Below are 15,146 nucleotides of genomic sequence, written 5' to 3' on the forward strand. Positions count from 1 at the left end.
TTTTTTGTTGCCGCAGTGACGGCAGGAGGCAGACATGCTCGCTGAAATCAGTATCAATATTACGGCTAAAGTGCTGCAACAGACCTTTTCCTACATCATTCCTGCAGGTATGAAGGTCCGCGCCGGCTCCCGCGTTCTCGTTCCCTTCGGCAGCCGCAAGGAAGAAGGCATTGTCCTTTCCATTCATGAGGATACGGAAGCGGCAACGCGCACGTTCACACTCAAACCCATTTTGGCGGTCCTGTCCGATCAGGTAGGCTTTCGCGAAGAAATGATCCAAACGGCACTCTGGATCAGCCAGTATTATCTGTGCAGCCTGGCCGATGCCTTGCGCCTTTTCATGATCGAAAAGAAGGGTATCAGCCAGCGGACTTGTGTCGAAGCCGTGCCGGATGCCGCCGCCCTTGATGGGGCAGAAGCCCTGGTGCTCGACTATGTGAGCCGTCACAGCCACGTCGAGAAGAAAACACTGGAAAAACACTTTGCCCCGGATGTCTTGGCCGGCCTGTACAGCCGCCATGCCCTGCGGGACTACCTGTACCAGCAAAATAACGTGGCCGATAAGCTGGAAACGTGGCTTTCCTTTGACCATGCCGACACGGAGGGGACGTTAAAACGCAGTCCCCGGCAGGCCGAACTCTTACAGGCTTTGGCCCAGAGTGAACCCCAGCCTGTAAGCGCGTGGGTACAAAAAGGCTACAGTCACGATCTGATCCGCCACCTTTGCGCCCACGGCTTTGCCCGCCTGACAGAAAAACCGAGCCGTACCGTTAACTTTACGCATGCCTTGGCAGCAGATACACCGTGGCAGCTGACGGAAGAACAGCAGGCCGCCGTAGAGACGATCCAGCGCGATCAGGGCGGCAAGACCTATCTGTTGCACGGCGTCACAGGCAGCGGCAAGACGGAAATCTATATGAAGCTTACAGCCGACGTGCTGGCCCGGGGCGGCCAGGTGCTGGTATTGGTGCCGGAAATTGCCCTTACCGGCCAGATTGTGCGCCGCTTCGTGCGCCGTTTTGGTAACGACGCTGTCGTCATGCACAGTCAGCTTTCTAAGGGCGAACGGCGCAACAACTGGCTGCGCATGGCCAACGGTGAAAGCCACATCTGCATCGGTGCCCGCTCGGCTGTCTTTACGGCCTTCCACAATCTGGGCTTGATCATCGTCGACGAAGAGCACGACAGCTCGTATAAGCAGGACGATGTACCACGTTACCACACGGTGGAAGTAGCCCGGCGCCGGGCGGCCTATTACGGCTGTCCCGTCATTCTTGGCAGTGCTACGCCGTCTGTCGGTGATTACTACAAGGCCCTGCAGGGCGAATATGTCCTCATTACGCTGCGCGAGCGCGTCCTGCACCGGCCTTTGCCGGACGTAGCCGTCGTCGATATGCGGGAAGAATTGGCCAGGGGCAACCGTAACGTTCTGTCCGACGCCATGGTAGCTCTCCTGACGGAGACGTTGCAAAAAAAACAGCAGGCTATCATCCTCTTGAACCGGCGCGGTTTTTCTACCTTTGTTATGTGCCGCAAATGCGGCTACGTCGTCAAGTGTAATACCTGTGACGTAGCTATGGTGTACCACAAAAACCAGCACCGCCTGCGCTGTCACTATTGTGACGCCGAAAAGGATGTGCCCCTCGTCTGCCCGTCGTGTGGCAGTAAGTACATCAAATTTTTTGGCACCGGTACGGAAAAAGTAGAAGAGCAGCTTCAGCTTCAATTTCCACAGGCCCGCATTGCCCGTCTCGATCAGGACACGACGGCCCGCAAGAACAGTGGTGACCGCATTATCGAAGCCTTCCGGCGTGAAGAATACGATATTCTCCTGGGCACGCAGATGGTAGCCAAAGGCCACGATTTTGCCAACGTCAGTGCTGTTGGTATCCTTTCGGCAGACAGTCTTCTCAACCTGCCCGTCTACTGGGCCGGCGAACGGACCTTCCAGCTTCTCACACAGGCTGCTGGCCGGGCTGGCCGCGGCGACATACCGGGCAAGGTCGTCATGCAGACGTACGCACCGGAACACTACGTCATCCAGTGCGCCCAAAAGCAGGACTACCAAGCCTTTTATGAGCAAGAAATCGCTTATCGCCAGGAATTATTGTATCCGCCCTTCCACCAGCTTTTGAAAATAGTCATTGTCGACGAAAATGAAAAGACACTGTGGGATACAGGCAATACACTGGCACTCCTGCTGCAGACGTGGAAAAAAGAGTCTGCCAGCGATACGGCTATTATCGGCCCCTTTGTGGACATTATCAAAAAGGTGCGCAATAAGTACCGCATCATCCTGCTCGTCAAGGGAAAGGATTTGACAGAGGCCAAGGCTTTCATCCGTGAACATGCCGAATTCCGCCGTCCCGGTGTCCTCCTCGACGTGGACAGCGCCGGGTAAAGGGCTATGACTTTACGGGAAAAGCTGGTATAATAAAAATTAGTGTAATACGCTATATACACTGATATACGAAGAAAGAACTAGATTGACTGAGGTGAATGAAAATGGCAATATTGAAAATCGTCAAGGCTGGCGCACCTATTTTGAAGGAAACGGCAGCTCCTGTAAAAACGATCACAAAAAATATAAAACGGCTCCTCGATGACATGGCGCAGACTATGTATGAAGCCGAAGGCGTCGGTCTGGCAGCACCGCAGATCGGCAAATCCCAACAGATTATCGTCCTCGACGACGGCAACGGTCTGATCGAGCTGATCAATCCGGAACTCCTGGAAACATCGGAAGAGATGCAATTCGGTCCTGAAGGCTGCCTGAGTGTTCCCGGCTATTACGGTGATGTCAACCGTTACCAGCGCATTAAAGTCCGGGCCCTCAATCGTCACGGCAAAGTCGTCATCTACGAACCGGAAGGATTCTTGGCCCGTATTTTTCAGCACGAAATGGATCACCTCGTAGGCACGCTCTTTATCGAAAAAGCGACAAACCTGCGGAAAGTAGAGGAGTAAATGGATAATTTACGTATCGTCTTTATGGGTACGCCTGATTTTTCCGTGCCCAGCCTGAAAATGCTGCACGCCGTCGGCTATCACGTCGTCGGCGTATATACGCAGCCGGATAAGCAGCGGGGCCGGGGCAAGAAAGTATCGGCGTCGCCTGTAAAAGAACTGGCCGAACGGCTGGAAATTCCTGTCTACCAGCCCCAGACCTTCCGTGATCCTGCAGCCGTTGCCGAGCTGCGGGCCCTAAAGCCTGACGTTATCATCGTCATTGCCTACGGCAAGATTCTGCCGCAGGAAGTCCTCGATATTCCGACCTATGGCTGCCTGAACGTACATGGCTCGCTCTTGCCGAAATACCGCGGTGCCGCACCGATCCAGTTCGCCATCAAGGACGGCGTGCCTGTGAGCGGCGTGACGATCATGCTCCTCGATGCCGGCATGGATACGGGCAAGATGCTGAAGAAGACAGAAGTCGTTCTCGATGCTAAAGAAACGACAGGCTCTCTTTTCGATAAGCTCTCTGTTATCGGTGCAGAAACGCTCATTCCCGTCTTAAACGACCTGGAAACCTATGAAGCTAACGCCGAAGCCCAGAATGAAGCAGAAGCGACGTACACCGAAAAGATTACGAAGGAAATGACGGAAATCGACGTGAAGCAGGATGCCGTTGTCATCGAACGGCTCATCCGTACACTCGATCCCCAGCCGGGTGCCTTTGTCATGCACGAAGGCAAGCGTCTCAAAATCTGGTCGGCCGACGTCGTGCCCGGTACGGACGCAGCTCCCGGTACGATTATCGCTGTGACGAAGAAGACCTTTACGGTCCAGACCGGTAAGGACGCTTTATGCATCCGGGAAGTACAGCCGGAAAGCCGCAAACGTATGGCGACGGCACAATTCCTGCAAGGCAGCCATATGACGCCGGGCGATAGCCTGTAAGCGCCTATGAACGCCCGCAGCAGTACGTCTATCTTTTTGGCCGGCGCTGCCTTGGCAGCCCTTTTGCTGGCCCTTTTGGCAGGCCTGTGCCATTTGCTGCTCCAGCCTGGGCTGGCGTTGTATGCACCTGTTCTGGTGCGGCCGGCCGACTGGTTTTTTGCCTTGCTCATCGCCACAGACGTCGGGGCCTATGTCCTGCTGTGTCTCTTTTTTCTGGCCCCCGTGCCAGCTCGGGCAGGGCAGAGCATACAGCCTTTTTTACGGACCTATGCGCGCCTCCTTTTTTTCCTCCTGCGCCACGTCGTGCCGGGAAAAAAATGGCAAAAGCGCCTGGCCCACGCCTATATTGACTACCTCAATCAGCTCGTTCTGCGGCGCCATTTGCGCGTTCGCCCGGATAAGATCCTGATTTTGACACCTCACTGCCTGCAGTGGGATCAGTGTCCCCATAAAATTACGCGGGATATACACAATTGCCATCAGTGCGGCCGTTGTCCCGTCGGTGCCATCCTGGCCCTGAGCCAGGCCGCTGGCGCCCACTTTGCCGTCGCTACAGGCGGCACCCTGGCCCGGCAAATCGTGCGCGATCTCAGGCCTAAGGCCATCGTTGCCATTGCCTGTGAACGTGACCTTATCAGCGGCATGGAGGATGTCATGCCCTTGCCCGTGCTGGGTCTTTTGAACCGCCGTCCCAACGGCCCTTGCTTTAATACGGACGTGGACCTTCACGCGTTGCGCGTCCTTTTAGAAACCTTGACTGGAGAATCATATGAACGTACGTGAACTAGCCTTCCATAGCTTGCTGACTATTTGCAAGGATGAAGGCTACAGCAATATCGTGGTGTCCCACACCATACAAAAACACCCTATGGAAGACCGGGACCGCCGTTTTTATACGGAACTGGTATACGGTACCTTGCGCTCTCTCAATTATCTGGATTGGATCATTAATAATTTGAGTACGCGTAAGCTGAACAAGCTCGATCCCGTATGCCTGGCAATTGTCCGCCTGGGCCTGTATCAGATTTTTGGCATGTCCAAGGTACCCGATTCGGCAGCCTGCAACGAAGCTGTCAAGCTGGCACGGCGCTTTGGCAACGGCGGTATGGCCGGCTTTGTCAACGCTCTCTTGCGCAACAGCATCCGCCAGCGCAATTCCCTGGTTATTCCTTCTGCCGAAGCAGACCTGCCTCTGCACCTGTCCCTGACGTACCATCAGCCCAAGTGGCTCATTAAAAAATGGCTTACTGACTACGGGACAGAAGGTGCGGAATCCATTTGCCGGTATTTTGAAACCATTCCCGTCCTCTGCCTGCGGGCCAATACGACGCGCATCAGCCAGGATGAGCTGTTACAACGCTTCCGCGACCGGGGGCTCGCTGCCCGGCCGGCAACGTATGCGCCGGAAGGTATTTACCTCGACGACAATCCGGGCATTCACACCCTGAAGGAACTGCAGCAGGGCCTGGCCATCATTCAGGATGAACCGTCCCAGCTCGTCGCTCACGCCGTCGACCCTCAGCCCCACGAAATGATCTTCGACGTCTGTGCCGCACCGGGCGGTAAGACGACGCATCTGGCAGAACTGGGCGGCCCGTCGTGCATCGTGTACGGCGGTGATATTTACGACCACAAATTAAAGCTCATTAAAGATAATGCCCAGCGCTTGGGCTTGTCCCAGGTACGGCCGCTCCTGCAAAATGCCTGCACTATTGGCCAGTCCTACGCCGGCCGGGCCGACCGCGTCCTCGTCGATGCACCTTGCTCGGGCCTGGGCGTCCTGCGCCGCAAGCTCGACTTGCGCTGGCGCAAGAAAGCAGCCGACCTGCGCACCTTGCCGGCCCTGCAGATGCAGATCCTCGAAAGCGCGTCGGCCTGCGTCCGTCCCGGTGGCGTCCTGGTATACAGTACGTGTACGATGAACGACGATGAAAACGAAAAGGTCGTCACCCACTTCCTGGAAAAACATCCGGAATTTCACGCCGAAAACATCGGCAGCCTCTGCGGCCTGGCTAAGCCGGGCCCGTATATCCAGCTTCTGCCGCAGGAAGACCAGCTGGACGGCTTCTTTATCGCCCGCCTTAGGAGGGACAACGAATGATCGACATGTTGAGCATGACCCAGAAGGAACTGCGCACGTGGCTTATGGAAAAGGGTATGAAACCTTTCCGGGCCAGCCAGATTTTTCATTATATCTATCAGGAAAACATTTGGGACTGGCAGGATATGCGTCTCTTGCCACAGAAAGACCGGGATATCCTGGCAGCTGAAGCCTCCCTGTATATTCCGGAAGTCGTATCGCGCCTGGACGCACCTGACGGCGAAACAGTTAAATTGCTCTTGCGCCTGGCTGATAATAACACCGTTGAAACGGTGCTCATGCGCCACGATTACGGCAATTCTATCTGTCTTTCTACACAAGTCGGCTGTGCCGTCAATTGCGCCTTCTGTGCATCAGCTAAAAATGGCTTCGTCCGCAACCTGAGCGTCGGCGAAATGGTAGCGCAGCTCCTGGCTTTTCGCAAATACGTCGATCCGGAATTGCACTCTATCGTCCTCATGGGCACAGGCGAACCGCTGCTCAACTACGACAACGTCATCGCCTTCATGCAGCTTATCCATGGGGAAGACACGTTCTTCCTGGGCTACCGCAATATGTCCCTGTCTACGTCGGGGATTGTACCGCGTATGTATGACCTGGCCGCAGCCGGCATGCCCATTACGCTGGCCGTTTCCCTCCATGCGCCAAACGATACGATTCGCCGGCAGATTATGCCGATTGCCGAACGCTATGCCTTGCCGGATATTCTCAAAGCAGCCCAGCACTACTTTGACGTAACGGGCCGGCGTGTTACCTTTGAATATATTCTCATCAAGAATATCAACTGCAGCCGCGCCTGCGCCGAAGAATTGAGCCGTCTCATGGCGGGTAAAAACATTTTGATCAACGTCATCCCCATTAACGATACGCTGACACCGGGTCTGGTACGGCCGGGGAAGAAGGAAATACAAACCTTCGTAGACACCCTCCAGGCCCACAAGATCCCTGTGACGCTGCGCCGGGAAATGGGCAGCAAAATCCAGGCGGCCTGTGGCCAGCTGCGCATCAAACATCTGAATTCCGATACATCTGATTGACAGGTACCATCAGATATGTTATGAATTAGGAGAGTATCAGAGTAGAGCACCGTCGAGAGGACGTGAGGTTTTGGGAACATACGGTGAATCGAGAATAGGACTGGTACGTAAGGTCAACGAAGACTCCTTTTATATCAGCCCTAACAGGGATGTCCTGGCCGTCGCTGACGGCATGGGCGGCTACGTCGGTGGCGAAATTGCCAGCAAGACAGCCGTCAAGGCCATTGCCTATTATTTTGAGAATTATACGTATGCGGCACCTGTACAATTGGAAAAGGCCATACAATATGCCAATTCCTGTATACTCAGCAAGACGATGATCGACCCGTCCCTCCAGGGGATGGGTACGACTGTATCCCTGGTCACACTGGCCCGGGGCATGGCCTTTTGGGGTCACGTCGGGGACAGCCGCATTTACCTATACCGTGACCACGAGTTAAAACAAATTTCTACGGACCATACGATTGTTCAGGTCCTGTTGGAGAAGGGGAAAATTACAGAAGAGGAAGCACTGGAACATCCGAAACGCCACGTTTTGACACGGGCCGTCGGTGTAGACCGCGACGTCGTCGTCGACAGCGGCATGTTCCAGGTACAGCCCAAGGATCGAATCCTTCTTTGTTCAGACGGGCTTACGTCCTTTGTGAGCAAAGAAGACCTGCACCGCGTGCTGGATGATTACACCCTCAGCGAACGGGAAATCATCAATGATTTATTTACCCAAGTATATGAAAACGGGGCTAAAGATAACGTGACAGCCGTGCTGAAAACTATTGAATAATGGATAACTGCTATGAAAGTGGTGGAAATCAACGATGATTGGTCATATCTTAGATAACAGATATAAGATATTGGAAAAAGTGGGCAGCGGCGGCATGGCTAGCGTATACAAAGCGCAGGATATCCTCTTGGACCGCATAGTAGCGGTCAAGATCCTGCACAGCAAGTACGCCAGCGATCATGACTTCGTCGTGCGCTTCCGGCAGGAAGCACAGGCGGCTGCCAAGCTCTCACATCCCAATATTGTCAATATATATGACGTCGGTTACGACGAAAACGCGCACTATATCGTCATGGAATACGTGCGTGGTGAAACACTGAAAGAGTACATTGAAAAACACGGCCATTTGCCGATTAATACGTCCATCCAGATTACCTTCGATATTGGCGAAGCCCTGGAACATGCCCATGCCAACGGCATTGTTCACTGCGATATCAAGCCGCACAATATCCTGGTCACCGAAACAGGACGTATTAAGGTGGCTGATTTTGGTATTGCCCGGGCCATTAACTCCAAGGCCTCCAATATGGGGGATAACTCGGTTCTCGGTTCGGTCCATTACTTTTCACCGGAACAAGCCAGCGGCAGCAAGATTGACGAACGGACGGATATTTATTCCCTCGGCGTCGTCATGTACGAAATGATGACCGGTGTCCTGCCCTTTGAAGGGGACACGGCCATTAGCGTTGCCTTGCAGCACGTGCAGGATGATATTCCCCTGCCGAGCAAGTACAACCGGCGCATTCCCCAGCTCGTCGAACGGGTCATTTTGAAGGCCATGGAAAAGAACCCGGACGACCGTTTCCAATCGGTGGGCGAAATGATGGCCGAACTACGCCTGGCCCAAGGCTTCGTCAATACCAATAAGGGCGCCATGCCCATTATTAAGAATAATTTTAATACCCAGAAAATACAGCCTCTCAAGGAACGGGAGGTAGAGAAGAAAAGGGGCATCTTTACGCGCTTTGTCGATTCTGTGAGCAATCACTCGAAGAAATCGATTATCATCGTCATGGCCGCCGTTTTCGTGGCTACCTTTGCGTGGGCCTTTTTCTCCTTTGGCAACTTCTGGAGCAACGAAGAAATCACTGTGCCTGACGTAACGGGCAAGCAGGTGGAAATAGCCAAGCATATTTTGAAGGACAAGAACCTCGACGTGTCTGTACGAGAGACGGAAAGCTCAGAGGTCCCCATAGGGGAAGTCATAAGCCAGACGCCGTCCGGCGGTTCTGTCGTCAAAGCCCAGCGTACGATCTATCTGACCGTCAGCAAGGGCAACAAGGGTGAAGAAGTCCTCGTACCGGACCTCAAAGGTCTCAGTCGTGACGAGGCGGAAAAGATTCTGAAGGAAATCGGTCTGGTCATTGGCAAGGTCACCTATGAGGAAAGCAGTACCTACGAAAACGGCCAAATCATCAGGCAGACGCCGAAATCACCGGATAAGGTAACGAAGGGGACGAAGGTTGACCTCGTCATTTGCCGTAAGAGTGAAGAAACGAAGACGACGAAGCCCTTACCGGATACATCGGGGATGACCCTCGATGCAGCCGTCAAGGCCCTGCAGGATGCGGGCTACCAGGTAGGTAACATTAACAACCTCGACAGCAGTAAGGATAAGAGCCAGGCCAAGGTCACCAGCCAGAGCCAGTCCGGTGACACAGTCGACTTGAATGTCGAATACCCGGCCAGCGCTGCAGCCGATGCTAATGCCAATAATCAGGAACCGGCTGGAACGACCCATTCCGGTACGGTCAATATCAGCGTACCGTCCGGCGCGTCGAGCCAGCACGTACAGATCGTCGTTACCGATGATAACGGCTCGCGTGTCGTCTACGACCGCAACCAGTCCGGCGGCGACAGTATCAGCAAGTCTGTCAGCGGCGTCGGCAAGACACGGGTCAAAGTATACATCAACAATTCCCTGGTCCAGGACCAGTACATTTAACACCCTAGAGAGGTGCACAGGAGGAACATGACAAAAGGCAGGGTAATTAAGAATTACAACGGATTTTATTACGTAGATACAGGCGCGGCCAACCTGACGGAATGCCGTCGCCGGGGCAAGCTGAAGACGAAGATTCTCGTCGGCGACGAGCTGGAAATTACGGAGCTGGGTGACAACAAGGGCGTCATTGAAGGCCTCTTGCCACGGCGCAATGCTTTGCGGCGGCCGGCCATAGCCAATATCGACCAGATGTTTATCATCATGGCCGCCCAGTCACCGGATCCGAACTACTTTCTTCTCGACCAGATGCTCATGACCTGCGAATACGCCGGTATCCATCCTAAAGTCTGCTTCAACAAGTGCGACCTCAACCGTGACCGTGCCGAAGAGTACCGCGATTTCTATGCCAAATGCGGCTACGATGTGTATCTCGTTTCGGCCGCCACGGGCGACGGCATTGATGTCATCAAAGATCTCCTGCCCGGGCAGATGACTGCCTTCGGCGGCCCGTCCGGTGTCGGTAAATCGAGCCTCTTGGCCCGGATTCTCGGTCGTCCTCTGACGGTCGGCCGGGTGAGTGAAAAGATTGGCCGTGGCCGTCATACGACGCGCCATTCGGAAATCATGCTCCTCGATGAAGGCACGTATGTCGTCGATACGCCGGGCTTCAGTGCCCTCGAATTCGAACAGCTCGAGCCGCGCGAGCTCCTGCGCCTTTTCCCGGATTTGCTGGCCTACAGCGGCGGCTGCCGCTTTTCCTCGTGCCTGCACCGTAGTGAACCGGACTGCAGTGTCAAAGCAGCCCTGGTAGAGGGGAAAATCCAGCAGGAGCGGTACGACTCGTACTGCAAAGTACTCGACTCCATTTTAGAAAGGAAACGAAACTCATGGTAACTATTTGTCCCTCCCTCTTATCGGCTGATTTTTCCCGCCTGGCTGATGAAGTACAGGATATAGAAAAAGGCGGCGCCGACTGCCTGCACCTTGATCTCATGGACGGCCACTTTGTGCCGAACCTGACCTTTGGCGTACCTCTCGTAGCCAGCCTGCGATCCCATACCAAGCTGCCCTTTGATGCCCACCTCATGGTGGAACATCCGGAAACGTACATTGAAGACCTGGCCAAAGCCGGCGTCACGTACGTCACGGTCCATCAGGAAGCGTGCGTTCACTTGGACCGCGTCATCCAGCAGATTCATGAAGCCGGTATGAAGGCTGGTGTAGCCCTCAATCCGGCTACGCCTGTGAGCGCCTTGTCGTGCGTGGCCAGCCAGCTGGACATGATCCTCGTCATGAGCGTCAACCCTGGCTTTGGCGGCCAGAAATTCATTCCCTATGCTCTCGATAAGATCCGTGCTGCCCGGACACTCCTCGACCAGGCTGGCAATTGCCAGGCCGTTGTCGAAGTGGATGGCGGTGTCAACGCTAAGACCGTGGCTGCCGTCAAAGAAGCTGGTGCTGATTTCCTCGTCGCCGGTAGTGCTGTTTTCGGTGCGCCAGACCGGGCTGCCGCTATTGCCGCTTTACGCTGACCAGCTGATGACTTGTCATCATTCACTCCTTGTGATACAATTAACAATGTAAAAAATGAATACATACATAAAGATAGTCTTTGGGGCAAGGTGAGAAGGTGTAGGCTTTCAATTCCTGACCGGCGGTAAAGTCCGCTAACCCTCGCGGGGGTTGAACCGATGCAATTTCGGTACCGACAGTAAAGTCTGGATGGGAAAAGACAAGTACCTTTGTTTACTGTGCTCAAAAAGGCTATTGGCATGTACTGTTGCCCATAGCCTTTTTCTTATTGAATAAGAAAAAACGGAAAGGAAGGAAGAACGTGAAACCCATTGATTATATGCGGGAAGCCCTTTCACTGGCCCGGCTGGCCTTAGGCTACACCGCGCCCAATCCGGCCGTCGGCTGTGTTATCGTCAAAGACGGCGAAGTCGTCGGCCGAGGTTATCATCGTAAGGCCGGTACACCTCATGCTGAAGTATGGGCCTTGCGCGAAGCAGGGGACAAGGCTGAAGGCGCTACGGTCTACGTCACTCTCGAACCGTGTGCCCATTATGGCCGTACACCGCCGTGTGCGCGGACGCTCGTCGAACGCAAAGTCGGCAAGGTCGTCATGGCCATGCTTGATCCGAATCCCCTCGTAGCCGGCAAAGGGGCAGCCATCCTTCGCCAGGCCGGTATTCCCGTAGAGGTAGGACTTCTCTCGAAGGAAGCAGCCCGCTTGAACGAAGTATTTATCAAAAATATGATGGTCGAAAAGCCCTTCATTACGGCCAAATTGGCCCAAAGCCTGGACGGCCGTATTGCCTCGCGGACCGGCAAGTCCCAGTGGATTACGAACGACTGGGCCCGCAGCAAGGGCCATTACCTGCGTTCCATTTACGACGGTATCCTCGTCGGCATCAACACGATCATTACGGATAACCCGCTTCTTACGTGCCGTATCGAACGGGAAGCCCACGACGCGCCGCACCAGCCTGTACGCATTGTCCTCGATACGTACGGACGCATTCCCGAAACGGCTCTGGTCCTGACGGATAAGACGTCGCCCACTATCGTCGTCACGACGACCCTTTGCGATACAGACAAGATGCGCCGCCTCAAGGATATGGGAGCTCGCGTCATCCTGGCGCCCTTGGGCAGTGATGGCCACATCGATTTGCCGCAAATGCTCGACCTCCTTTGGCAGGAAAACATTCGCAGCATTCTCGTCGAAGGTGGTAGTACCGTTCAGGGCAGCTTCTTCGACCACAAGCTCGTCGATAAAATCTATGCTTTCCTGGGCAATAAGGTTATCGGCGGCACCGGTGCCTTGCCCTCTGTAGGCGGCGTCGGCGTAGATGAGCTGGGCGAATGCATGCCACTGGCGTATGACTCGGTCGAGCTCCACGATGGCAACATCCTGATTACAGCTTATAATACACAAAGGGAGGGTGCATATGTTCACTGGCATCATTGAGGAACTGGGCACCATCGGCGCTATGGATCGCCGGCCCGATTCCATCCGCCTGACAATTCAGGCAGAAAAAGTACTGGAAGGCACGCAGATTGGCGACAGTATTGCCGTCAACGGCGTCTGCCTTACCGTTACATCCCTGACAGACAAGGCCTTTACGGCCGATGTCATGCACGAAACGATGAACCGCTCGTCCTTGAGCGAAGTCTCGAGAGGCTCCCAGGTCAACCTGGAACGGGCCGTAGCCGTAGGCTCCCGCCTGGGCGGCCACATCGTCAGCGGCCATATTGATGGCACAGGCCACATTACGCGCATTGCCAACGACGGCATTGCCCGCCTCATTACCGTCGGTATTCCCAGCGATATGGCGCCGTTTATCGTCGAAAAAGGCTCCATTGCCATCGACGGCATCAGCCTTACCGTCGCTTCTGTCGGCCCGTCGCAGTTCACGGTGTCCATCATTCCGCACACTATGTCGAACACGACGCTGCTGACTAAACAACCCGGTTCCATTGTCAATCTGGAAACAGATGTGATAGGAAAATATATACACAATTTTACAGTAGGCTATAGTCATCAGGGGAGCACCCTGACGCTGGAAAAACTGCTGGAAAACGGATTTTAAATCCCTAATACGATAAGGAGAGTGTCATTATGGTACAAATTAAAGAAGGCAATTTAATAGGTTCTGGTATAAAGGTCGGCATCGTTGTCGCCCGTTTCAACGAATTCATCTGCAGCCGTCTCTTAGGCGGTGCGTACGACGCCTTGAAACGTCATGGCGTAGCCGAAGAAGATATTACGACGGCTTGGGTTCCGGGCTCCTTCGAAATCCCTTTGATCGCCCAGAAAATGGCTGAATCAAAAAAATACGATGCCGTAATCTGCCTCGGTGCAGTCATCCGCGGTGCTACGAGCCACTACGATCTCGTTTGCAACGAAGCTGCTAAGGGCGTAGCCCAGGTCAGCCTGAAATCCGGTATTCCTGTTCTCTTCGGCATTATTACGACGGAAAATATTGAACAGGCCATCGAACGGGCAGGCACAAAAGCCGGCAACAAAGGCTTTGACGTGGCTACCAGTGCCATCGAAATGGTCAACCTCATTCGCGAACTCTAAGAATTCCATAAAACGCGGCCACTGTGCCGCGTTTTTTTTACAAAATCACAACACGGGAGAATATACCTATGCTACAGATCAACGGACAACGGCTTTTGAACCATATACAAAGGTTGGGAACTATCGGTCACGACGGTCCGGCAAGCCGCACGCGCCTGGCCCTTTCCGATGCCGATAAGGAAGGACGCGACCTGGTCGTGACATGGATGCGCGAGCTCCAGCTTCGCATCGTCATCGACCAGGCAGGCAATATAACAGGAATTTGGGAAACAGCTGCAAACAAGGACCAGGCACCGGTTCTTACGGGCTCCCACATTGACACGGTCATCCACGCCGGCCCTTACGACGGTTGTCTGGGCGTCCTGGCTGGTCTCGAAGTGATTCAGACCTTACAGGAACAGGGCTTCCAGCCACGCCGTCCTTTGGGGGTCACGGTTTTTATGAACGAAGAAGGTGTCCGTTTCCAGCCGGACCTGGCCGGTTCTCTCGCCTTCGCCGGTGGCATTACGCCGGCCCAGGTCTATGCCTGCATCGATAAAGATGGCCTGCGCCTGGGTGATGAACTGGCCCGCATTGGCTATTTGGGCACGGCAGAGGCGACGGCCATCAGGCCCTATGCCTTTTTGGAGTTCCACATCGAACAGGGCCCGGTCCTCGACGCTGCCGGCATCCAAATCGGTATTGTCGAAGGCATTCAAGGCCTCCACTGGCAGCGTGTCACCATAGAAGGTAAGGCTAATCATGCCGGTACGACGCCGATCAACCTGCGTCATGATGCAGGCCTGGCAGCTGCTAAGGTCAACGTCTACGCCCGCACGCTGGCCGAAACCTACGGCGGCGTCGCTACCATCGGTACGCTGGCGCTTAAACCGAATGCCGTCAATGTTATTCCCAGAGAGGCTGTCTTTACGATCGATCTGCGTCATCCTGACACAGACAAGCTCGCTGCTGTCGAACAGGCTCTCGATGAGTTCTATACAGGCCTGCACCAAACGGACCACGTGCAGATCAGCGTGGAGCATATGACCGCTTTCAATCCGGTCCATTTCGACGACCGTTTGATCCAGCTCGTCGAAGATGCAGCGCAAAAACGGGGCTATTCGTCGCAGCGCCTCGTCTCCGGTGCCGGCCAGGACGCGCAAATGATGGCCCGCATTTGCCCGACGGCCATGATTTTTGTCCCCAGCATTGGCGGCATCAGCCATAGCCCGGATGAATACACGCCAGATGAAGACGTGTGCCGTGGCGCCAACGTCCTTTTGGAAACCCTGTCTGTCCTGGCCACGCGGGCATGA

Annotated in this window: 14 protein-coding genes and 1 riboswitch; all 14 genes read left to right on the forward strand. The window is 54.6% G+C overall.

Annotated elements, in window-relative coordinates; genetic code table 11:
- Positions 1-34 precede the first annotated feature (34 nt).
- The 14 genes from priA to PGX44_RS06420 all read left to right on the forward strand — a co-directional run bounded on the left by priA (position 35) and on the right by PGX44_RS06420 (position 15,146).
- Positions 35-2,401: a primosomal protein N' gene (gene priA, locus PGX44_RS06355; RefSeq protein ID WP_498854687.1), complete on the forward strand. Its 2,367-nt coding sequence runs from the start codon at positions 35-37 to the stop codon at positions 2,399-2,401.
- Positions 2,402-2,505: 104 nt separating this feature from the next.
- Positions 2,506-2,967, forward strand: a complete 462-nt coding sequence (def, locus tag PGX44_RS06360; RefSeq protein WP_289002260.1) for a peptide deformylase — start codon at positions 2,506-2,508, stop codon at positions 2,965-2,967.
- On the forward strand, positions 2,968-3,900 hold the full coding sequence (gene fmt, locus PGX44_RS06365) for a methionyl-tRNA formyltransferase (protein ID WP_498854688.1): 933 nt from the start codon (positions 2,968-2,970) through the stop codon (positions 3,898-3,900).
- Positions 3,901-3,906: 6 nt separating this feature from the next.
- Positions 3,907-4,683: a DUF116 domain-containing protein gene (locus tag PGX44_RS06370; RefSeq protein ID WP_498854689.1), complete on the forward strand. Its 777-nt coding sequence runs from the start codon at positions 3,907-3,909 to the stop codon at positions 4,681-4,683.
- Entirely contained in the window at positions 4,670-6,001 is a 1,332-nt protein-coding gene (gene rsmB, locus PGX44_RS06375) for a 16S rRNA (cytosine(967)-C(5))-methyltransferase RsmB (protein WP_498854690.1), read from the forward strand. Before PGX44_RS06370 ends, rsmB begins: the two co-directional genes overlap by 14 nt.
- Entirely contained in the window at positions 5,998-7,038 is a 1,041-nt protein-coding gene (rlmN, locus tag PGX44_RS06380) for a dual-specificity RNA methyltransferase RlmN (protein ID WP_498854691.1), read from the forward strand. Before rsmB ends, rlmN begins: the two co-directional genes overlap by 4 nt.
- A gap of 70 nt (positions 7,039-7,108) precedes the next feature.
- Positions 7,109-7,819 (forward strand): Stp1/IreP family PP2C-type Ser/Thr phosphatase, encoded by a 711-nt coding sequence (locus tag PGX44_RS06385; protein WP_186502718.1) that lies wholly within the window; start codon positions 7,109-7,111, stop codon positions 7,817-7,819.
- A gap of 34 nt (positions 7,820-7,853) precedes the next feature.
- Positions 7,854-9,764, forward strand: coding sequence for a Stk1 family PASTA domain-containing Ser/Thr kinase (gene pknB / locus PGX44_RS06390; RefSeq protein ID WP_498854692.1), 1,911 nt, complete (start codon positions 7,854-7,856; stop codon positions 9,762-9,764).
- Positions 9,765-9,791: 27 nt separating this feature from the next.
- Positions 9,792-10,658, forward strand: a complete 867-nt coding sequence (gene rsgA / locus PGX44_RS06395) for a ribosome small subunit-dependent GTPase A (RefSeq protein ID WP_498854693.1) — start codon at positions 9,792-9,794, stop codon at positions 10,656-10,658.
- A complete protein-coding gene (rpe, locus tag PGX44_RS06400) occupies positions 10,652-11,296 on the forward strand; it encodes a ribulose-phosphate 3-epimerase (protein ID WP_498854694.1) in 645 nt (214 codons plus the stop codon). The genes rsgA and rpe overlap by 7 nt, the downstream gene beginning before the upstream one ends.
- 72 nt (positions 11,297-11,368) lie before the next feature.
- A riboswitch (FMN riboswitch) is annotated at positions 11,369-11,502 on the forward strand.
- A 96-nt stretch (positions 11,503-11,598) separates the two neighbouring features.
- A complete protein-coding gene (gene ribD / locus PGX44_RS06405; protein ID WP_498854695.1) occupies positions 11,599-12,735 on the forward strand; it encodes a bifunctional diaminohydroxyphosphoribosylaminopyrimidine deaminase/5-amino-6-(5-phosphoribosylamino)uracil reductase RibD in 1,137 nt (378 codons plus the stop codon).
- Positions 12,716-13,357: a riboflavin synthase gene (locus PGX44_RS06410; protein WP_498854696.1), complete on the forward strand. Its 642-nt coding sequence runs from the start codon at positions 12,716-12,718 to the stop codon at positions 13,355-13,357. Before ribD ends, PGX44_RS06410 begins: the two co-directional genes overlap by 20 nt.
- A 29-nt stretch (positions 13,358-13,386) precedes the next feature.
- Positions 13,387-13,851, forward strand: a complete 465-nt coding sequence (ribH, locus tag PGX44_RS06415; RefSeq protein WP_186502712.1) for a 6,7-dimethyl-8-ribityllumazine synthase — start codon at positions 13,387-13,389, stop codon at positions 13,849-13,851.
- A 68-nt stretch (positions 13,852-13,919) separates the two neighbouring features.
- Complete coding sequence (locus PGX44_RS06420; RefSeq protein ID WP_498854697.1) at positions 13,920-15,146, forward strand: Zn-dependent hydrolase; 1,227 nt, start codon at positions 13,920-13,922, stop codon at positions 15,144-15,146.

Source organism: Caecibacter sp. AF58-12pH5A (assembly GCF_027681725.1).
In the GTDB taxonomy this organism is placed as follows: domain Bacteria; phylum Bacillota; class Negativicutes; order Veillonellales; family Megasphaeraceae; genus Megasphaera; species Megasphaera hominis.